At 40.1% G+C, this 20,512-nt stretch carries 19 protein-coding genes and 2 pseudogenes; 13 read left to right on the forward strand and 8 right to left on the reverse strand.

Features of this window, described 5'->3' with window-relative positions; genetic code table 11:
• Positions 1-224 precede the first annotated feature (224 nt).
• The 4 genes from AAC155_RS07235 to AAC155_RS07250 all read left to right on the forward strand — a co-directional run bounded on the left by AAC155_RS07235 (position 225) and on the right by AAC155_RS07250 (position 5,719).
• On the forward strand, positions 225-926 hold the full coding sequence (locus tag AAC155_RS07235) for an amino acid ABC transporter permease (protein WP_113041599.1): 702 nt from the start codon (positions 225-227) through the stop codon (positions 924-926).
• The gene (locus AAC155_RS07240; RefSeq protein WP_113041600.1) at positions 904-1,668 is read left to right on the forward strand and encodes an amino acid ABC transporter ATP-binding protein; all 765 of its coding nucleotides are present in this window, start codon (positions 904-906) and stop codon (positions 1,666-1,668) included. Before AAC155_RS07235 ends, AAC155_RS07240 begins: the two co-directional genes overlap by 23 nt.
• A gap of 73 nt (positions 1,669-1,741) precedes the next feature.
• A complete protein-coding gene (locus AAC155_RS07245; RefSeq protein ID WP_113041601.1) occupies positions 1,742-2,515 on the forward strand; it encodes an amino acid ABC transporter substrate-binding protein in 774 nt (257 codons plus the stop codon).
• A gap of 393 nt (positions 2,516-2,908) precedes the next feature.
• Positions 2,909-5,719: an RHS repeat domain-containing protein gene (locus AAC155_RS07250; protein WP_113041602.1), complete on the forward strand. Its 2,811-nt coding sequence runs from the start codon at positions 2,909-2,911 to the stop codon at positions 5,717-5,719.
• A 241-nt stretch (positions 5,720-5,960) separates the two neighbouring features.
• Here AAC155_RS07250 and rraB read toward each other — a convergent pair whose 3' ends face one another.
• On the reverse strand, positions 5,961-6,368 hold the full coding sequence (gene rraB, locus AAC155_RS07255; protein WP_113041603.1) for a ribonuclease E inhibitor RraB: 408 nt from the start codon (positions 6,366-6,368) through the stop codon (positions 5,961-5,963).
• 164 nt (positions 6,369-6,532) lie between these two features.
• Here rraB and argF point away from each other — a divergent pair, with 164 nt between their 5' ends.
• Positions 6,533-7,549, forward strand: a complete 1,017-nt coding sequence (gene argF, locus AAC155_RS07260) for an ornithine carbamoyltransferase (RefSeq protein WP_113041604.1) — start codon at positions 6,533-6,535, stop codon at positions 7,547-7,549.
• Between the two features lie 308 nt (positions 7,550-7,857).
• Positions 7,858-8,781 carry an aspartate carbamoyltransferase gene (pyrB, locus tag AAC155_RS07265; RefSeq protein WP_113041606.1) on the forward strand — a complete coding sequence of 308 codons (924 nt, stop codon included), beginning with the start codon at positions 7,858-7,860 and terminating at the stop codon, positions 8,779-8,781.
• 100 nt (positions 8,782-8,881) lie between these two features.
• Here the strand turns inward: pyrB and AAC155_RS07270 are convergent, their stop codons facing one another.
• Together AAC155_RS07270 and AAC155_RS07275 are read right to left on the reverse strand one after the other, a co-directional pair.
• Positions 8,882-9,022, reverse strand: coding sequence for a hypothetical protein (locus AAC155_RS07270; RefSeq protein ID WP_158536513.1), 141 nt, complete (start codon positions 9,020-9,022; stop codon positions 8,882-8,884).
• Between the two features lie 11 nt (positions 9,023-9,033).
• Positions 9,034-9,828, reverse strand: coding sequence for a sulfite exporter TauE/SafE family protein (locus AAC155_RS07275; RefSeq protein WP_113041608.1), 795 nt, complete (start codon positions 9,826-9,828; stop codon positions 9,034-9,036).
• 198 nt (positions 9,829-10,026) lie between these two features.
• Here AAC155_RS07275 and AAC155_RS07280 point away from each other — a divergent pair.
• Positions 10,027-10,140, forward strand: a pseudogene (locus AAC155_RS07280) (IS982 family transposase); the annotation flags it as partial.
• 1,734 nt (positions 10,141-11,874) lie between these two features.
• Here AAC155_RS07280 and AAC155_RS07285 read toward each other — a convergent pair.
• A pseudogene (locus AAC155_RS07285) lies at positions 11,875-12,115 on the reverse strand (helix-turn-helix domain-containing protein); the annotation flags it as partial.
• An 852-nt stretch (positions 12,116-12,967) separates the two neighbouring features.
• Here AAC155_RS07285 and pyrI point away from each other — a divergent pair.
• From pyrI to nrdG, 4 genes are all read left to right on the forward strand, one after another.
• Positions 12,968-13,432, forward strand: a complete 465-nt coding sequence (pyrI, locus tag AAC155_RS07290; RefSeq protein WP_113041609.1) for an aspartate carbamoyltransferase regulatory subunit — start codon at positions 12,968-12,970, stop codon at positions 13,430-13,432.
• A gap of 93 nt (positions 13,433-13,525) precedes the next feature.
• Entirely contained in the window at positions 13,526-13,912 is a 387-nt protein-coding gene (gene ridA / locus AAC155_RS07295) for a 2-iminobutanoate/2-iminopropanoate deaminase (protein ID WP_036810177.1), read from the forward strand.
• Between the two features lie 249 nt (positions 13,913-14,161).
• The gene (gene nrdD, locus AAC155_RS07300; RefSeq protein ID WP_113041610.1) at positions 14,162-16,300 is read left to right on the forward strand and encodes an anaerobic ribonucleoside-triphosphate reductase; all 2,139 of its coding nucleotides are present in this window, start codon (positions 14,162-14,164) and stop codon (positions 16,298-16,300) included.
• Between the two features lie 19 nt (positions 16,301-16,319).
• Positions 16,320-16,784: an anaerobic ribonucleoside-triphosphate reductase-activating protein gene (gene nrdG / locus AAC155_RS07305; RefSeq protein ID WP_113041611.1), complete on the forward strand. Its 465-nt coding sequence runs from the start codon at positions 16,320-16,322 to the stop codon at positions 16,782-16,784.
• 2 nt (positions 16,785-16,786) lie between these two features.
• Here the strand turns inward: nrdG and AAC155_RS07310 are convergent, their stop codons facing one another.
• Together AAC155_RS07310 and bhsA are read right to left on the reverse strand one after the other, a co-directional pair.
• A complete protein-coding gene (locus tag AAC155_RS07310) occupies positions 16,787-17,218 on the reverse strand; it encodes a YhbP family protein (RefSeq protein ID WP_113041612.1) in 432 nt (143 codons plus the stop codon).
• A 123-nt stretch (positions 17,219-17,341) separates the two neighbouring features.
• Entirely contained in the window at positions 17,342-17,593 is a 252-nt protein-coding gene (gene bhsA / locus AAC155_RS07315; protein ID WP_113041613.1) for a multiple stress resistance protein BhsA, read from the reverse strand.
• A gap of 274 nt (positions 17,594-17,867) precedes the next feature.
• Between bhsA and AAC155_RS07320 the strand changes: the two genes are divergently transcribed.
• A complete protein-coding gene (locus AAC155_RS07320) occupies positions 17,868-18,182 on the forward strand; it encodes a GIY-YIG nuclease family protein (RefSeq protein WP_113041614.1) in 315 nt (104 codons plus the stop codon).
• Here AAC155_RS07320 and AAC155_RS07325 read toward each other — a convergent pair.
• Both AAC155_RS07325 and AAC155_RS07330 read right to left on the reverse strand, forming a co-directional pair.
• Positions 18,151-18,654 (reverse strand): GNAT family N-acetyltransferase, encoded by a 504-nt coding sequence (locus tag AAC155_RS07325; protein ID WP_113041615.1) that lies wholly within the window; start codon positions 18,652-18,654, stop codon positions 18,151-18,153. The two genes, AAC155_RS07320 and AAC155_RS07325, sit on opposite strands and share 32 nt — an antisense overlap.
• On the reverse strand, positions 18,648-18,944 hold the full coding sequence (locus tag AAC155_RS07330) for a hypothetical protein (RefSeq protein ID WP_112894248.1): 297 nt from the start codon (positions 18,942-18,944) through the stop codon (positions 18,648-18,650). Before AAC155_RS07330 ends, AAC155_RS07325 begins: the two co-directional genes overlap by 7 nt.
• Positions 18,945-19,565: 621 nt before the next feature.
• Between AAC155_RS07330 and AAC155_RS07335 the strand changes: the two genes are divergently transcribed.
• Entirely contained in the window at positions 19,566-20,510 is a 945-nt protein-coding gene (locus tag AAC155_RS07335) for a prenyltransferase (protein ID WP_113041616.1), read from the forward strand.
• Positions 20,511-20,512: the final 2 nt, after the last annotated feature.

Consider the following 20,512-nt stretch of genomic DNA (forward strand, 5'->3'; position numbering starts at 1 on the left):
AAACGCTAACCAGGGAACTTTATCATCAACCGTGTTGAATCGAGTAATCAAAAAATATTTTAGCCAAATATTATATATATTAATTTATATAAATTTTTTTATATATCCAAAATAACCATATGATATAACTTTATTTTATATATATAAATTGACAGCTTGCAATATGATATTTAAAAAAATCACATATAAATATATTGTTATATTACACACAATAGGGAAAATATATGGAGCCCTCCTGGTTTAATCTAGTACTCGATTCTTTTTGGCCTATGCTTTATGCGGGCTTTACTTTCACTATTCCACTAACTCTTATTACCTTTACTCTCGGTATCATACTGGGTTTTATTGTTGCGCTCATCCGGCTTTATGGGCCGAAACCACTTATTGCTGTCGCCAAATTCTATGTATGGCTGATCCGCGGCACACCGTTGCTGGTACAACTGTTTCTTATTTTTTATGCCTTACCTAGCATTGGCATTACGTTAGGCGCATTTACCTCGGCAGTGATTGGTTTCACGTTAAATATTGGCGCCTATACCTCTGAGATAATTCGCGCCACTTTATTGTCTGTACCAAAAGGGCAGTGGGAAGCGGCTTATTCTATCGGCATGAGCTGGACACAATCATTGCGTCGGATCATTCTACCTCAAGCCGCAAGAATCGCTATCCCACCACTCTCAAACACATTTATTTCACTGGTGAAAGATACTTCACTAGCCTCAGTCATTACCGTACCGGAGCTTTTCCTTGCTGCACAACGTATTGCAGCGGTGACTTATCAACCTCTCATTCTTTATACTGAGGCGGCAATACTTTATCTGATAATCAGTTCAGTATTGTCATCACTACAAGCCCATCTGGAAAAGAAGTTTTCGCAAAAGAGTGACACACAGGAATTAAAAGATGATTCAACTCTCCGGCATTGAAAAAAGTTTTGACGGGCAAAAGGTCCTGAAAAAAATCGATCTTACCATTGAGGAAGGCAGCCTGACCGCACTGATTGGCCCGTCTGGAAGTGGCAAAAGCACGCTATTACGCTGCATCAACTTATTAGAAACTCCCCAGGCTGGAAAGCTCCAGATCGGCAATGAAAGCATGACCTTCACCGGCAAAGGACGGATTGCTCACAAGGATATACAACAGATCCGCCAACAAACCGGCATGGTGTTTCAAAACTTTCAGCTTTTCCCTCACCTCACCGTGATTGAAAACATCATGGAAGGGTTAATCTGGGTTCAGAAATGGTCACGTGAACAGGCCAAACAACGAGCGCTTGAACTACTGGAAAAGGTTGACATGTCACACAAGGCCGATGTCTTTCCAACCACACTATCCGGTGGTCAGCAACAGCGCGTAGCGATTGCCAGGGCACTGGCACCTTCACCTAAAGTGTTATTATGCGACGAGCCAACTTCCGCACTTGATCCGGAATTATCACAGGAAGTTGTTGCCGTATTAAAGCAATTGGCCAAAGAGGGAACTACAATGTTAATGGCTACCCATGATCTGCGTTTGGCAGCAAATCTTGCCCACGACGTCATATTTTTAGAATCCGGGGAGATCGTCGAATCGGGAACGTCGAAAACGATTTTCACTCGCGCCCTTAAACAACGTACTGTGGAATTCGTTTCAACCTTAACCAATACTTTACCGGATTGGGAGATATAACCCACCGTTAAAATAACCTTGCCGTCATTGATCTTACCATCAAATAGATTTCTTAACAGTTTGGAGAAAGAAAATGAAAATGTTGTTTACCGCATTATTAGCGGGTGTCATTCAATTCGGTATTGCATATTCTGCTAATGCAGAATCTGGCCTTGATAACATTAAATCAGCAGGCGTATTCAAAATTGCTACCGAAGGAACCTATCCACCATTTACTTATCACGATGCTTCAGGAGCCTTAACTGGATTTGATATTGATATTGGCCGCGAAATCGCACGACGTCTGAATGTCAAAGCCCAGTTTACCGAAGGCAAGTGGGATGGGCTTATTGCCGGGCTTGATGCCAAACGCTATGACGCGGTACTCAATCAGGTCGCTATTACTCCAGAACGCAAAAAGAAATATGACTTTTCCGCACCGTATATCATATCTAAAGCCGTACTTATCACCCGGCAAAATAATGACAGTATAAAAACGTTTAGCGATCTGAAAGGTAAAACCTCAAGTCATAGCTTAACCAGTAATTACGCCCAGTTAGCAAAACGTTTCGGTGCGGAAATCGTCCCTACCGAAGGATTTAATCAGGCAATCGATTTAGTTGCTACGGGCAGGGCTGATGCCACTATCAACGATAATCTGTCCTATCTCGATTTTAGGAAACACAAACCCAATGCACCGGTAAAAGTTGTCGCGTCCGAACCCAATGGCGATCCAGTCGGTGTGCTAATTCGTAAAGGCGAGCCAGAATTACAAGCCGCTATCGATAAGGCACTAGCCGATATCAAAGCCGATGGCACCTATCTACGCATTTCCACTCAATATTTCGGTACTGATGTTTCTAAATAAGAAAATAACCGCCTCTTCCTACAAGAGGTGGTTATCTATTTATCAATTAATTATCTCTCTTTTTACATTCAAAAAATTTCAATCATTATGAAATTAATCTCTTCTCGTTAACGATTATTTTAAATATATATTCAATGCAGTTATTAATTAATTTACCTTAATCACAATTAAATAATTAAAATATTTATTTCGGTGTAAAAACATCATTTAATAACAATAATTTATTTCCCTATTAGTATTCTATCCTTATCTATTGGAATATTAATTCTCATACTGTCAACCTCAAAAATTATCACGCTATTCTGTTAAAGATTTTACTCATTCCATAGTAAAATCTCAGGCCGTTACTATTAAACCGGCTAACAGATTAAAACAACATTAAGGAACTGCAATATGAGTCGTTACAATTCTGCAATTAACCGAAATACCCCATCTGTCAGCGTACGAGATAATCGAGGATTGAATATACGTACGCTGGAATACCTGCGTACTCAAATTGATGAAACCAATAGCAACGAATTGATCACGCGTTATCAATTTAATACTCAAGGATTTCAAGTAAAAAGCACGGACCCACGTAGATATAAAAATCAGAGTGGCTCAAACTTCACTCGTATCTTTAGTCTCGCTGGTAATACTCTGCGTGAAGAAAGTATCGATGCTGGCCGAACCATTACCTTGAACGATATCGAAGGCCGTCCAGTACTGACTATCAATGCAATCGGCACCCGTCAGACCCATCACTATGAAGGTAATACCTTGCCCGGCCGCTTGCTGGCTGTCACCGAGTCAATACAAAAGAACGAGAAAACTACAGAGCGCTTTATTTGGGCAAACAATACAGATGCAGAGAAAAACCAGAATCTCGCCGGGCAATGTATACGCCATTATGACACGGCGGGGCTGGTACAATTGGAAAGTTTGTCCTTAACCGGCGCGGTCTTATCACAATCCCGTCAATTAATAGCCGACGATCAGGAAGCTGATTGGCGCGGTGATGATGAAAATAGTTGGCGTACAAAACTGAATGACAACATATTCACGACTCAAAATAAAACTGATGCTATTGGTGCTCTACTAACCCAAATCGATGCCAAGGGAAATATACAGCGGCTAGCCTATGATATAGCAGGTCAATTGAAAGGTAGCTGGTTAACATTAAAAGGACAATCCGAAAAAGTTATTGTGCAGTCTATTACCTGGTCAGCAGCCGGACAAAAATTACGAGAAGAACACGCTAATGGCGTTATTACGGAATATACCTATGAACCAGAGACCCAACGATTAATTAACATTACAACCCGCCGGATTAAAGATAGTACAAAACCACTACAGGATTTACGTTATGAATATGATCCCGTTGGCAATGTGATCAATATTCGTAATGATGCAGAAGCAACCCGATTCTGGCGTAATCAGAAAATAGTACCGGAAAATGCGTATGCCTATGATTCTCTGTACCAACTCACCAAAGCAACCGGCCGCGAAATGGCTAACATTGGTCAGCAAGGAAGCCAGCTTCCTCCTTTAATTACCCCTCTTCCTATCGATGACAACACCTATACTAACTATACTCGCACTTATACTTACGACGATAGCGGCAACCTGACACAAATCCGGCATAGTGCTCCAGCAAGTAACAATAACTACACCACAAATATCACTATCTCAAACCGTAATAACCGTGGTGTCCTGAGCACGCTCACCAACGATCCCAATCTCGTTGATACATTCTTTGATGCTGGTGGTCATCAAACCAGTCTGTTATCAGGGCAATCCTTAAACTGGACTCCACGAGGAGAGCTACAACAAGTGAACCAAAGTGGTAACACCGCACACCAGTGGTACCGCTATGACAGTGACGGAATACGGCTACTGAAAATAAATGCACAACAAACATCCAATACCACGCAACAACAACGAGTTACTTACCTGCCAGGATTGGAATTACACACCACACAAAGCGGTGCCAATATCACTGAAGACTTGCAAGTTATTGCTGTCGGGCAAGCAGGAAGAGCACAAGTACGCGTACTACACTGGGAAAAGGGCCAACCTACCGGTATAAATAACGATCAAATCAGATATAACTACGATAATCTTACACACAGCAGCGAATTAGAACTGGATATTCATGGAGAAATTATCAGTTGGGAAGAGTATTACCCCTATGGCGGCACCGCAGTATGGGCGGCGAGAAACCAAGTTGAAGCCGGTTACAAAACCATTCGTTATTCAGGCAAAGAGCGTGATGCAACGGGACTGTACTATTACGGCTACCGTTATTATCAACCGTGGGCCGGTAGATGGTTAAACACTGACCCGGCTGGAACAGTAGATGGCCTGAATTTGTACCGTATGGTAAGAAATAATCCAATGACTGGCATAGATGAAGATGGGCGTATATTTAAAACCGTAGCAACAGGTGCATTAGGCGTTGGCGGTATAGCATACGAACTGTATAAACATAAAAATCAACAAGTTGAAAGACCTCAGATGCCATCTCCTGCTTCTGAATCCTATGGTGATCAACAAGTCAGCAAAATCACTCAAAAAGCGAGTGCTTTAAAAGCAAACTATGACCCGATTAAGCAGATGGCCCATAACATAACGGGACGCAAAGAAGCCGCAGAACATCTCGCACAGGGACAAGTCCCTGGCGCTCAAGCAATAAAAGAAGGAGCAAGTTTAGTCGCAGCTGCCGGAGAGTTTGCCGCGGCTGGCGATGTAGGTGAACTCAACAAAACCGCGCTAACAAAAGCCGCCGGCACCGACGCAATTAATAATTTTAGTCTCACCTTGGACGGTATAAAAAAGGTATTTAAGGCAGGTGCGGCTACCGCTACCGTCACCCCAGAAAAATTGGAAGAGCTGCAAAAAACAACTGATGATTTAAAAGAGGTCGCAACAGATACGCTAATTACCGGGGCATCGCTAGGTGCAACGGTCGGCGCCACACTGGATACCGCCGCCGCAGTTGTGCCACATCCGGTAGCAAAAGTAGCATTCAAAGGTCTGTCATTGGCATGGAAAGTTACTGGAATTGTTCACACCGCAGAAGAATTAAGCGAACTTGCAGAAAAACATAAGGATCTGGTTTCTAATGAGCTAGGACAAGAATTAAAAAGGGAAGTCACCGAAGCAAACCAAATTAGGAGAGGAACTATTCTTTCAAAAGTCAGGGAACATGGTTTGATAAGATAGTCTATTTTAAATGCAATGGTCCTTATTCGCCAAAGCAGATAAGGACTATTTTGTTTTGAATCATATGTATCAATCACGACCAGAACTAACACAGGATTCTTAATATACTGATTATACCCGTCATCTTTCAAGTTGCCTCTTTGTTGGCTGCACTCACTCACCCCGGTCTCATCGTTATCTATGCTCCCGGGGATTCGCTCCCTTGCCGTCGCGATGCATCTTGAAATCCATAGGGTATATACTAATGAAGTCTACTCTCACCCTGCTCCGGCAAATCATCTTCATCTTGCTCATCAGGATCTTCGAAGTAAGTGCCCCAACCGTCATAATTAATGCCAATTTTTTCAGCCAGATTCACTAACTGTTCAACCTGGGCATCGATCAGTTCTGCATTCAATCCACACTCACTGATAACATCACAACACATCAGAATAGTACCATCTTCGACTTCCAATTCTTCCGCATCAGTCACTTCATAACCCAGTTTAAAGGCTTCAACCGCAGCCTTTTCCAACAGACTAAAATCCTCAGCAGAAAAGTGATGCTCAATGGTATAAAGTGCATCTGGATCACTACCATCTTCCAGTAATTCTTCAATAATAAGCCGCGTTTCTTCGCGTTGTTCTTCTAAGTCTCTTTGATTTGCCATACCTAATATCCTCAAGCAGTTGGCCGTCCCAATACTCATTCTCCCACACCACAGGCGGGCTAACCACTGTTTACATCAAAGAAATCCAATACGGAGTTGAAATTGCATTTTTATAGATATAGATTGAATTTAAATGCAAACAATAAATACGGAGACACCAAACAATGAATCCGTTCCATCAGCGTCATTTCCTAAGGTTACTTGATTTTTCCTCAGCAGAAATTCATGCCTTGTTAAGACTATCTGCTGAATTAAAATCGACTAAAAAATCTGGTACAGAAAAAGCCCTGTTAACAGGCAAAAATATTGTGCTGATTTTTGAAAAAGATTCCACCCGTACCCGCTGTTCATTTGAAGTGGCAGCTTACGATCAAGGAGCAAATATCACCTACCTCGGTTCCAGTGGCAACCAGATTGGTCATAAAGAATCGATCAAAGATACCGCCCGTATACTTGGCCGTATGTATGACGGTATTCAATATCGCGGCTATGCCCAGACAATCGTTGAATCACTGGCAAAATATGCAGGTGTTCCGGTATGGAATGGGCTAACAGATGAATTTCACCCTACTCAGCTACTGGCAGATCTGCTAACTATTCAGGAACATCAACCAGAAAAACCGTTGTCAGAAATCAAATTCGCCTACTTGGGGGATGCCCGTAACAATATGGGTAATACCATGCTAGAAGCCGCGGCACTAACGGGTATGGATGTTCGGTTGATTGCCCCTGAAAAGTACTGGCCCAATGCCGCGCTGGTGACTGAATGTCAGAAACTGGCTGAAAAAATAGGAGGCCAAATTACCCTGACGGAAAATATCGCCGAGGGGGTTAAAAATACCGATTTTCTTTATACCGATGTCTGGGTTTCTATGGGCGAGCCAAAAGAAGTTTGGCAACAACGCATTAACCTACTGAAACCTTATCAAGTGAATATGGATATGGTGAACATGACAGGCAATCCACAGGTAAAATTCCTGCACTGTCTGCCAGCATTTCATAATGAAGAAACGACATTAGGCAAACAACTCGCTGCTGAGTTTAATATGTATGGAGGGCTGGAAGTGACTAATGAAGTTTTTGAATCAGAGCACAGTATTGTGTTTGATCAAGCAGAAAATCGCCTACATACCATTAAAGCGGTAATGGTAGCAACTCTAGCAAATGATCTTAAAATCTAATTAGTTGGGATATCCTCAGGATTATGTCTTTAAAGATATGATCCTGCCAATATTATTTTTCTTTGGTCGAATGCTTGCTGTAATATTTTTCACGAGTATAATGCGCCACAATTTGCCGGGAGAAATCATGAAAGACAGCGCTGATTTTTGTCATAAAGCACAACTGCCTGAAAAAAGAAGGCAACTAGCCGTCATTGTTTTCCCGTTGCTAAACCAATCATTTAACGCCCCTCAATGAGGGGCTTTTTTTTGCCCGGTAATCAATTCATGATCGCCACCCGGATGTCAGCATTAGAGGAGAGTGAAAAATGGCTAATCCGTTATATCGCAAACATATCATCTCAATAAATGATCTGAGCCGCGAAGATCTGGAATTGGTGTTGCAGACTGCTGCTGCACTGAAAGCCAGACCACAACCTGAATTGCTGAAACCCAAGGTTATCGCCAGTTGTTTCTTCGAAGCTTCCACCCGCACTCGCCTCTCTTTTGAAACAGCAATCCACCGCCTTGGCGCTTCAGTTGTCGGTTTCTCAGACAGCAGCAACACTTCCCTAGGTAAGAAAGGTGAAACGCTAGCCGATACTATTTCCGTTATCAGCCAATATGTTGACGCCATCGTGATACGCCATCCACAGGAAGGCGCCCCGCGTCTGGCTTCTGAATTTTCCGGTGACACTCCGATTATCAATGCCGGTGACGGCGCCAACCAACATCCGACTCAAACCTTGCTGGATCTGTTCACTATTCAGGAAACTCAGCAACGGCTGGATAGTTTGAATATCGCGATGGTTGGTGATCTGAAATATGGCCGCACGGTCCATTCGCTATCACAAGCGCTGGCGAAATTTAATGGCAACCACTTTTATTTTATCGCCCCGGAAGCGTTGGCAATGCCAAGCCATATTCTTCATATGCTGAATGAAAAAGGTGCAACCTACAGCCAACACGCTAATATTGAAGAAGTATTACCGGAGCTAGATATTCTTTATATGACTCGTGTACAGAAAGAGCGTCTTGATCCATCCGAATATGCCAACGTAAAAGCACAATTTGTTCTGCGTGCTTCCGATCTGATCGGAGCGAAAGAGAACCTCAAAGTTCTGCATCCGTTGCCACGTATTGATGAAATTACTGTCGATGTCGATAAAACGCCCTATGCTTATTATTTCCAACAGGCAGAAAATGGGATTTATGCTCGTCAGGCTCTATTATCTTTAGTTTTAAATGAATGATTAAAGTAAAGAGAATATATTCAATTCGAGAATATAATTGACCATATTAATTTTCAAGTCAATCCAAAATACTTCTTGCCCATTAACGGGCAAGATAAAATTACCTATACCCGTCATCTTCCAAGTTGCCTCTTTGTTGGCTACACTCACTCACCCCGGTCACAGAGCTATCTATGCTCCCGGGGATTCGCTCCCTTGCCGTCGCGATGCATCTTGAAATCCATCGGATATAGGTTATCAAAAGTAAATGTATTACGAAAATAACATACTTAATCCAATAAAATACAATAATACTGTAAAGGCAATTCTTAGTTTTCTTTCTGGAAGCGTATTGGCTAATTTTGTTCCTAACAATGCTCCTGGTATTGTTGGTATTATGAATAGCCAGAGATAATTATAATTTAAAAAACCTATATTTCCAGGTGGTAAGTTGTTTTTATTTAGGCCGAGTGATACCATAAATATTAGTACAAATACAGAATACAACCAGACTACAACAGTTGTTGTCCCTATTGATTTTTTAATATTTAAGCCAATGCTCTCATAATAAGGAACAACAAATGAAGCTGACCCGGACAAAGTTGATATTAATCCTAGTAAAAAACAACCAATATAACGAAATGACCAGCCAAGATCTCTATTTGTATTATTTTGTTGGGTATTGGAAATTAATTTTTGTGTTGACCTAATCGCCAAAATTAATGTTGCTAAAGAAAAGACATATATAACCAATTGGCTTGAAACAACAGTCATGGTAAAACAACCTAGTATTGAGCCGATTATAATTAGTGGAGAAGACCATTTTAGAACATTCCAATCAATATGGTTGTATTTGTGATGTTTAACAATAGCAACTAGACCAGATATCATTAGAGAAGCTATCATCGTTGTGATGCTAGTTTGCATGATATAACTAGAATTTGGGTTAGCATAAGATAAAAATAAATAAATTGTAGGAGTAAAAATCAAACCCGCTCCCCCACCAAAGAGCCCAGATAGTATACTTCCAGCAAATGCAGATATTATAATTAATATATCTATATACATACACGCACCTTACATTAACCCAAATTATGGATAAGAAATTGACGAGAAGCGTTCCAAGAGCAAAGTTTTGGTACACACCAAAAACAGCTCCGAGGTGGAACAGGTTATAGACAAGTTAGCTGAGATTTTCTGTGATGTCGATGATTTCTCCCGTTTTTTCATCCCTCAATGGGAACGATTTTCCCACCTTGCTCAGTAATCAAAGGATTTATGTTGACCGTTTTAGGCGGTTTGATTGTTTATTGCCTTAAATGGAAGAAGCCATCACTGAAAGTTTTCTATTCAGAAGACGATTTTTCAGTGACGGCTTAAACAGAATTCGGGTTGCATTTATAATATTTATTCTTAAATGAAAACAACCTATTAGAAGTGGTAGCGTCTTGATTTTAGAGATTTGATTACGTCCTTCTGTAGCAAAATCAATTCCGCCTTCTATGAAGGCAGATTTTTACTATAGGATAAGCCAATCTCTGCACGAAATAGCTCTACTAAATATTGAATTATCATTTATAACATCTAGCATAGAATAGCTATTTTGTATCAATTCAAGCCTTACTAATTCTGGGTCTGTTTTATCTTGAAATAACCTAGTTGCAGTGTGAAATCCTCGATTGATGCCAAGACCATGTCTAAAGTCTGTGCTAGCTAGACTATCTCCGACAGCGCAAGCTGTTACTGAAGAAATTTGATTATGTAATGAATTATTATCATTCGAAAAGATAAGATTAATTTTTGTTGTTACTTTATTTGTTGATAACCATCTCTCGGTTCTAGATGGTACAAAAATAACTCTAATTTTCATTAAATCTAAAAAGTTTTCTTCAAGATTAGCATATGTGTTTTCTATAGTTACTCTTTTATCTATTATCCTACGAACGACTAAAGCAAGACTGTCTGCCTCTGACCAATTGAAACCTTGCAAGTAATTAATGAATTCTAATCCATTAATACCGGAAAGTTTATTTCTTCTAATCGTATTGAATAAGTCAACTGCTCTTTTATATAGAAAATGATCTTTCTTAAGAGATGTTATTTTGTCTAAGAATGGTGGTAATTTTATTGAAAAAGGTGTTGTATCAAATTTCAGAAATGGCAATTTAGTACTCGTGTGATTTATAGAATACCCACATTCTTCAAAAAATTCACTAAATTTATCAGATGGATATGAGAATTCAGCTACAGATGAGTTTCCTTCGCTAAAAAAGATTGTATTTTCATGACAGTCATGAAATTCAGTTTTTTTATTTTCAACATGAGACATTTCATGTTCTGGCCAGGTCATTTTTAGAGCTGAACCATATTCATACTCACTTTCGAATTGAATGCCTATTGTTTTATTCATTAAGATGGAATGATAACCAGTTGCATCTACAATTAATTCCGGGTTTAAATTTTTTAAAATACTATTATCATCAAAGTGCTCTGTAAAAATAGAAATTGAAACAATATCATTGTCAGAAGATATATCTTTTAATCCTACCATAAAAAAACGATTTTTATAAAATTTTTCCATATTTTCTAGAATGGTGGATTGTATGTTTTTTATACTCATGTGATCTAAATCACTATACTTCTTCCGATTATCTTCATAATCTTCTTTAAGTACTCCATGAGGACACTTTTTCACTATTTCTGGAAGATAAGAGAGAGAAAAAAGCTTTCGATGAAATTGTACAACCATTGATCTTTCTGCCCAGCCTTTAAAGGTGTAAGCAGAAATAAATCGCTTATCTAATATCAATACATTTTCCGCAAAATTATTTTCTAATATTTTAAAAGCAGAAAATAGACCAATTGGGCCAGCCCCTAAGACAATAACCGTTTCGTATTTATTATTCATATATACCCACTTAACTTGAAGATGCAGGATTCTAAACCTGGAAGTTGTCATTAATACGGTACGACAGGTTCCCGGCAAGTTCCGGTAATATTTCCGTAAAAAAGCGATGTATTTATCCCACTCTTCTTTTACAAGACGGATAACAACCTGTGTGGTGGGCAGAAGATTCGCAGTCAGATAAGCAATAAGTGCCTGAATCTGTGTTTCGCTGAGATAGTCCTGAGAGCCGCCATTTTCGGGCTTCCATTTGCGGTGATTAAGGTAATCGCTGATATGACGATTAACGGTCGTTTCATGAAGACGCAGAGCCTGAGCGATCATCACTGAACTCCAGCCCTCAGAGGCCAGCAGAATCGCTTTGATACGATCACATTCCCTCTTATCACGACAGGTGTGATGGAGGTGTTCAAGTTCGGCTTTTTGTCCATCGGTAATGAATATTTCCATGACTGATACCATGAGCCTTATTTTGGGGAAAACCAAACAGTTTCAATAAGCACGGGTATATTTCCGTATAATTAAAACAACTTTTAGTTAAAAAATAAAATTTAATTTTTGCAAGCCCTCTTTTTAAGTTAAAAAGATAGATACGTTTCTTAGTATTTTTTAAAAACTCTTGAATTTTATATAACTCAATTAGAGCATTCTTTAATCTCCCTTGGATTCACATTATAAGATTAAATACTGAACGAACCATGTTCTCCATTTAAAAGTAATATCATGGGTAAATTGATTTTCTTTTTGAAATAGCACCCATTTATAGAAAATGGCGTGTTCATAAGTGGATTTTTTATATATTAAAAAACATGCTTTCATTTTAAATCATTTCAAAAAAAATTAATACTGTTTTTATATGAATTTGCTTTTTTTATTTCAAGTATTTATTTTTCATTTTATTAATTATACCAACTTATTATTAACTTTTAATATATTTACAGAAAAGTAATATTTTTAGTTATTAACCGTCATTCCGCACCTAATTCCTGATTTAAAATAAGTATCTCTCGACCAGCTAGCCGGCTTTCATGGGGCATACCGCTGCCTTTCTGTACTTCAAAATGAAATTTCACTATTTCTGTGCTAATTCACGCTCTCTGCGGGGATATGGCTTTCTGATATTCCTTGGTAGATTGTCCTGTCAGGAGGAGATTGGGAACAATTTGTAGTACTGAATCACCGACGCTTTATCTGGATAAACGAGGTACCACCGCCTAAAATGGAAGACGTGTCGATTCTTAACAATATATCTGGAGGATGAATACAGAAAGTTGTCACTAAAATGTATTCATACAAAACACGATGACCCAAGATCATAAACTACAAGTCGAAGCGATTAGATGCGGTACGGTGATTGACCATATCCCGGCTCAGGTCGGCTTCAAACTACTCTCTCTGTTTAAGCTAACTGAAACCGATCAACGCATTACCATCGGCCTGAATTTACCTTCCAATCAACTAGGTAAAAAAGATCTCATCAAAATCGAAAATACATTCCTGACAGAACAGCAAGCTAACCAACTTGCTATGTATGCGCCGAATGCCACAGTGAACTGTATTGAAGACTATGAAGTTGTGAAGAAACTCCCCATTAACTTGCCTGAGCGTATCGATAGCGTATTAGTCTGCCCTAACAGCAACTGCATCAGCCACAATGAACCCGTAGAAAGCAGTTTTCGAGTCAAAGTGACAACGGAAGATGTGGTGCTAACCTGCAAATACTGCGAGAAAGAATTTGACCGCAATGTGGTGATACTCAACGAATAAATGATCTAATGTCAGTTGCTGAGGCAAAAGCGAACACTATAATAGTACCCTTGATGAAATATTCATTCAGTTATCACATTAACAGGAGAACCTATGTCATACGAGATTAATACCAATAAAGCCCCTGCTGCAATTGGTCCATATGTTCAGGGTGTTGATCTAGGCAATATGGTCATCACTTCCGGCCAGATTCCAGTCAACCCAGAAACAGGTGATGTCGCAGAAGATATCGCCGCTCAAGCTCGTCAATCACTGGAAAATGTTAAAGCTATCGTTGAGAAAGCCGGTCTCACTGTAGGTGACATTGTTAAAACAACTGTCTTCGTTAAAGACCTGAATGACTTCGGTACCGTTAACGCAACTTATGAAGCATTCTTCAAAGAACACAATGCATCTTTCCCGGCACGTTCTTGTGTTGAAGTAGCTCGTCTACCAAAAGACGTTAAAATCGAAATCGAAGCTATCGCGATTCGTAAATAATCCCTGCCCTGTTTTCTACAACCCCTTGGTTAGTTACTGACCAAGGGGTTGTACTTCTCACTGGACCTTAAATATTAAGTCTTCATTCTTTGTTTCAGATCAAATGAGATCGTGATTATCTCACCGAAAATTACTATATATTGTGTTTAAATATAAAAATAAAGACATATATAGTAATATCTATCTTTAAGCTGGATATCAAAACGAGAATAGTTGCCCTTTTGGATAACATTCTCAAGGAGTCATATTGTGAAAACTGTTGTGATAAAACGGGATGGTCGCCAGGTACCATTTGATGAAACACGTATCAGAGATACCGTAAAACGGGCCACTTCTGCCGTTGGCATGACGGATGATGAGTATTGTATCCAAGTTGCATCCACAGTAACGCAATCAATGGCTAACTACAGGCAAGTTGATGCACAAGATATTCAGAACGCAATAGAAAAGCAATTGATAGCAGACAACCATAAGCACCTTGCCCATCGCTATATTCAATATCGTCACGACAGAGATACTGTCCGAGAATTACACAGCCGACTTAATCAAGAAATCCGTGGTTTAATTGAACAGAGTAACGTTCCCCTGCTCAATGAGAACGCCAATAAAGACAGCAAAGTGATTCCAACTCAACGGGATCTGCTGGCCGGGATTGTTGCTAAAAATTATGCCAAACAATATATTCTGCCGCGTAATGTGGTATTGGCTCACGAAAGAGGCGAAATCCACTATCATGATCTCGATTATTCCCCCTTTTTCCCAATGTTTAACTGTATGCTAATCGACCTAAAAGGCATGCTAACCAGTGGGTTCAAAATGGGTAATGCCGAAATAGAACCACCAAAATCCATTTCAACCGCAACAGCGGTAACGGCTCAAATTATCGCTCAGGTTGCCAGCCATATTTATGGCGGTACCACCATCAATCGTATAGATGAAGTATTAGCCCCCTTCGTTAAAGCCAGCTATGAAAAACACTTGGCGATTGCCGAAGAGTGGGATATCACCAATAAAAAATCTTATGCCGAAGTACGAACAGAAAAAGAGTGTTATGACGCTTTTCAATCACTGGAATATGAAGTTAATACACTGCATACCGCCAACGGACAAACTCCTTTTGTCACTTTTGGCTTTGGTCTGGGTACATCAAAAGAATCCCGTCTAATCCAACAATCTATTCTGCGTAACCGCATTACTGGTTTGGGTAAGAACCACAAAACAGCGGTGTTCCCCAAACTGGTATTTGCTATCCGTGATGGCCTAAATCACAAACTCGGCGATCCTAACTACGATATCAAGCAACTGGCTCTCAAATGTGCCAGTAAGCGCATGTACCCAGATATTCTTAACTATGATCAAGTGGTTAAGGTCACAGGCTCCTTTAAAACCCCAATGGGTTGTCGCAGTTTCCTCGGTGTTTATGAGGAAAAGGGGGAACAAATTCATGAAGGACGCAATAACTTAGGGGTTATCAGTTTGAACCTGCCTCGGATAGCTATCGAAGCCAAAGGAGATGAAAAACATTTCTGGCAATTACTAGACAAACGTCTGGCACTGACAAAGCAAGCACTAATGACCCGTGTTACCCGCTTGGAAAGTGTCAAAGCACGAGTTGCACCAATCCTTTATATGGAAGGTGCCTGCGGGGTTCGCTTGAAAGCCGATGATCATATCGCTGAAATCTTCAAGCATGGCCGGGCTTCTATCTCCCTAGGCTATATTGGTATTCATGAGACCATTAACGCATTGTATGGCAATCAAGTTCATCTATTTGATGATCAACAATTACGTGTAAAAGCACTCTCAATTGTTGATCATCTGCGAAAAGCCACTGATCAATGGAAAAAAGAGACAGGTTACGGTTTCAGTTTGTACAGCACACCAAGTGAAAATCTATGTGACCGTTTCTGCCGCCTTGACACCGCTGAGTTTGGAGTGATTGAAGGAGTGACAGACAAAGGTTATTACACCAACAGCTTCCATCTTGACGTTGAAAAGAAGGTCAATCCTTATGACAAATTGAATTTTGAAGCCCCTTATCCACCACTAACAAATGGCGGTTTTATCTGTTACGGCGAATATCCTAATTTGCAACATAATCTAAAAGCACTGGAAGATGTCTGGGATTACAGCTACTCACGTGTCCCTTATTACGGTACCAATACCCCCATCGACGAATGCTATGACTGTGGATTCGCCGGTGAATTCTCCTGTACCAGTAAAGGGTTTACCTGTCCACGTTGTGGCAATCATGAACCTTCCAGAGTATCAGTCATCCGCCGCGTCTGTGGTTATCTGGGAAGTCCCGATGCCCGCCCATTCAATGCAGGCAAACAAGAAGAAGTGAAACGCAGAGTAAAACATCTGACAAATGGGCAATTAGGCTAATTTAAGGCAGGCTGACAACGTGAATTACCACCAATACTACTCTGTTGATGTGGTCAACGGCCCCGGAACCCGCTGCACACTATTTGTCGCGGGGTGCGAACATCAATGCCCCGGTTGTTATAACAAAAGTACCTGGCGGGTGCACTCCGGCCAACCATTTACGCAGGAAATGGAAGACCGTGTAATTTTTGATTTACAGGACAAACGCATTAAACGACAAGGACTATCTTTATCTGGTGGAGATCCCCTACATCCACACAACACATCCGCAATCCTGAAATTGGTAAAACGGGTTAAAGCAGAGTGCCCAGACAAGGACATTTGGCTTTGGACGGGTTATCGGCTAAAGGGACTTAGCGAAATTCAACGGGAAATTACCAGCTATATTAATGTGCTAGTGGATGGCAAGTTTATACAAGATCTTTATGAACCCGGTTTACTATGGCGTGGTAGCTACAACCAGATTATTCATAGATTAAGATAATTTTATCGCTGCCAGCAGATTTTTTTACCAAATCCAAGCGTATTATCAGTCATCTTTATTTCATTGAGATTCAGTTGCCAAATAGGTGTTTTAACAGCAATTGCCACAGGAAAACGGCGGCAATAACGTGCTCTGGCCGCTTTATCTTTTTCACCCTCAAGACGAATGACTTCTCCTTTGAACTGAATACCTTTTATCTGTGCAATATTACGAATCTGCCCGGCAATAGTACCTGCAACCTGTGGATTTACCTGTATCATTTCACCGTGGCGAGTATGACGTTCAGTCATAAACCAGAAGGCTATTTCATCGGCATTGAAAACATAGAAACAATTTGCGCACCAAATATCATCACCGGTTGCTGTACAAAGTGTTAGAACATGCTGTCTTGCGAGGTATCTGTGGATAATCTGAAAGTTTTCAGTCGCGTTCACTCTCTCTCCAATAGCAGGATTGTATCTGCCTAGAAGCGCAGAACCACGCCGGGATAAACATCATCCTACGGCGTGTTCTGATATCTCCTGACAGGGACAGGGTTCAGTATGCTCTACTATAAATTAGTTATAGATCTCAGCAACACCTGATAATTGATTCTTACCGCTGGCAGAGACAATGCGGAAAGAAGATGCGCCTGCTTTGTCAGCTTTTTTGGACAATTCGGTACTTAGGGTTTCCAAAGTATCAGCCCCTGTTACAGAAACTACACCAATTTTAGGGGAAGAAGAAGTTTGAACTTCTGTTGCCGCCATACTACCAAAAGAGATAGCACTTAAAGCTAAAGCAACAGCGATATATTTTACGTTTTTCATATTATGATCCTTGATCAATTTTTAGTGGAATGAGTTACTCTCTGTGATGTGGATCATAGTATGCTCTAAAGGCCGGAATAAAAATTAGCAATTATTGCTATTCTATTTCAATTTTTTTGAATAAACAATGCGACGTATAGCAAATTGATATGTAACAGGTTTTATAAAACTGTTATATTGTAATAACTTAAACTAAATTATTCAGAAAAATGATATAGAAAAATGTTCGAGTAAAATATAAATATCAAAAATAGAAAACTCAGAAAAAAATTATATGGCTGAAAATCAATGGGTTCTTTACTTACTGAAAACAAAATCAGGAATGCTTTATACCGGGATAACAACAAATATTCACCGCCGTTTTGCACAACATAAAAACGGGAAAGGAGCCAAATCACTGAGGGGGAAAGGACCGTTACAGCTAGTTTTCAGTAGTCATGCCGGAGACCGCTCCAATGCCTCACAGCTGGAATATCAAGTAAAACAATTAAGTAAACAGCAAAAAGAGAGGCTGGTTATTTGCCAGCCCGTCTGTATAGCAGAATATTTAGCATCAATTAAAAACGGTCAAAGTATGGGGAGTAAGTAACCAACCCCTTATGGTCAGCCAAAGAACTATCAGCTAATTCATATACCTGAAAATAAGATTCACACGTTGACCACTGGCAATGCAACTGATGCTCACTGGCAAGCGTAAAACCAAACCGGCGATAGTAGTGTGGATCACCTAAAACAACGACGACACCATAACCAAATTCATTCAGGCTATCCAAACCTTCATACACCAGCTTTTCACCAATCCCCTGCCGACGATATTCTTCAACAACCGCTAACGGCGCCAGACCAACCCATTGGTGATCTTCACCATTAATATCCACCGGACTAAAAGCCACGTAACCGATTACCTGGCCTTCGTCATCAGTAGCAACCACCCCTAACGTCAATAATCCATCTTCCCGCAATTGTTGGACCAATTCCGCTTCTGCCGGGGCATCAAAAGATTTCCGTAATAACTGATCTATTCCCGCTGCATCTACAGGAATTTCTACTCTGATCAACATGATAATCGCGCAAGATCGTGCTGATCCACGCCCTCCGGCAAACTCGCTTCTATACACTCAGCCAATTGGAACAAACCCGCACAAAGAACAGCAAGCATGAACTTCAACGCTATCGTATCTACCAAATTTTTAACACACAACCCTAATTCTGTACGAATAACTATTAGAACCAGATAATTGGCTTCGTCGCTGAAACTAACCTCTTCCTGCTTATACTGGTTGACAACTAAATGACTATCACGGACAGTAATAAACCAGTGCAGAGTAAGATTGTGGATTTTTCCTAACACAGCTCAGACTCCTTACTTGATAAAGTAACGTAGCTATCTAGCCAAAATATATCGGCATTCGCCCGATCCTACATCAAGAATCCAATACAGACCTAACTGTAAATTTTACCTTTTAACTATGAGGGTAATATCTGACTATAAACTGCGCTAAATCAAAACATCCCACCACTAATTCAATTACAATTACTAATCATTCATTACTTTATTCCGGTATTTTATATGTAGTAACTTTGCCCCCACAAAAAATTTATTTACGGAACAAAGTTGTCGTCGATAACGGAGAAGAACTTATCTATATCTGTCTGAAATATGATATTAAAGTCCATGATTCCTTAATCCCAATGGAAACAAAAGCATCTCATAAACATACAGTTATAGAAAAAAATGTAAACATAAGTTGCATGATGAAATTAAAATTTACACATACTGATTATAGCCGATTGCAAACTTTTGGCTTAATGTATGGCATCAGTCCATATGTATTTCTTAAATTATTGAGAGAGATAATGCTAAAAAGCACGCATCGGATTTATTAAGATTTGCTTCTGGATTGATTATCCTTGGGCTGAATTGTCACAAACGTATATAGTTTAATCCTTATACAATAAATAGGAACGGTGTATGGAAAGCCAAGATATTTATTCAAAATTCATTGGTAAGAGGATAAAGCTATGGATGGATGAGCGTTTCCCGCTACAAAATGCGCCGCTTTTCTTTATCTTTTATATCATCAGCTATTCCGTAGCTTTTTATTCAATAGGGGAAAAGCCAGTTTTGACATGGGAGATCCTTCTCGGTTGCCTGATGTCCTTCTCCTATTTTTTACTATTACGGATATTCGATGAGCATAAAGATTACCAACTGGATTGTGAACATCATCCACAACGGATTTTACAACGCGGTATTATTACGCTGAAAAATCTACGGGTACTTGGTATCTGTTGTATCGCATTACAATTAGGTGGAAGTCTATTTCTAGATCGGGGAATTGGCTCAGTTACTTTTGCCTGGCTGTTAGTCTTTATCTGGACCTGTCTTATGGGGAAAGAATTCTTTATCGGTGAATGGCTAAACCAACACCTTACTTGGTATGCCATTTCCCATATGCTGGTAATGCCACTCATTATCTGGTGGTTAGGCAATATCGCCAGTCCTAACCTCACATTCACTTTTCCAATATGGGTTTTAATGGGGTTGTGCTTCTTTTCTGGATTCAGTTTTGAAATTACACGCAAGTGCAAAGGCCCAGATGAAGAACGTCTGGAAATACCGACCTATTCATCTATTTTCGGCAGAAAAGGAGCCGTTGCTATTATCGCGGCATTACTCACTGTAATGTTGGCGTTACAGATTTGGCTAATCAATATCACCACTGATGGTATAGCGTTATGGGCGTTAATTATCTTGGTCGTTTGTTATGTGTTGTGTCTATGGCAATTAGGCAAATTCCTCTATAGCCCCACCATCAAGAATCGCAAACGCGATGAAGCTGTCGTGGGAATATTCATGGTGCTAGGTTATTCAGTTTGCACTGCTAGCATCTTAATAAAGCTTGGGTTTGCTTAGGC

Origin of the sequence: Photorhabdus sp. HUG-39, from assembly GCF_963878365.1 — a bacterium.
Lineage (GTDB): Bacteria > Pseudomonadota > Gammaproteobacteria > Enterobacterales > Enterobacteriaceae > Photorhabdus > Photorhabdus kayaii.

Coding starts and splice junctions, on each gene's coding strand:
- argF (WP_113041604.1), top strand. CDS start 6,533: ATGAATCCGTTCCATCAGCGTCATTTCCTAAGGTTACTTGATTTTTCC.
- AAC155_RS07250 (WP_113041602.1), top strand. CDS start 2,909: ATGAGTCGTTACAATTCTGCAATTAACCGAAATACCCCATCTGTCAGC.
- bhsA (WP_113041613.1), bottom strand. CDS start 17,593: ATGAAAAACGTAAAATATATCGCTGTTGCTTTAGCTTTAAGTGCTATC.
- AAC155_RS07245 (WP_113041601.1), top strand. CDS start 1,742: ATGAAAATGTTGTTTACCGCATTATTAGCGGGTGTCATTCAATTCGGT.
- AAC155_RS07275 (WP_113041608.1), bottom strand. CDS start 9,828: ATGTATATAGATATATTAATTATAATATCTGCATTTGCTGGAAGTATA.
- AAC155_RS07235 (WP_113041599.1), top strand. CDS start 225: ATGGAGCCCTCCTGGTTTAATCTAGTACTCGATTCTTTTTGGCCTATG.
- AAC155_RS07325 (WP_113041615.1), bottom strand. CDS start 18,654: ATGTTGATCAGAGTAGAAATTCCTGTAGATGCAGCGGGAATAGATCAG.
- AAC155_RS07240 (WP_113041600.1), top strand. CDS start 904: ATGATTCAACTCTCCGGCATTGAAAAAAGTTTTGACGGGCAAAAGGTC.
- pyrI (WP_113041609.1), top strand. CDS start 12,968: ATGACCCAAGATCATAAACTACAAGTCGAAGCGATTAGATGCGGTACG.
- rraB (WP_113041603.1), bottom strand. CDS start 6,368: ATGGCAAATCAAAGAGACTTAGAAGAACAACGCGAAGAAACGCGGCTT.
- pyrB (WP_113041606.1), top strand. CDS start 7,858: ATGGCTAATCCGTTATATCGCAAACATATCATCTCAATAAATGATCTG.
- ridA (WP_036810177.1), top strand. CDS start 13,526: ATGTCATACGAGATTAATACCAATAAAGCCCCTGCTGCAATTGGTCCA.
- AAC155_RS07335 (WP_113041616.1), top strand. CDS start 19,566: ATGGAAAGCCAAGATATTTATTCAAAATTCATTGGTAAGAGGATAAAG.
- AAC155_RS07320 (WP_113041614.1), top strand. CDS start 17,868: ATGGCTGAAAATCAATGGGTTCTTTACTTACTGAAAACAAAATCAGGA.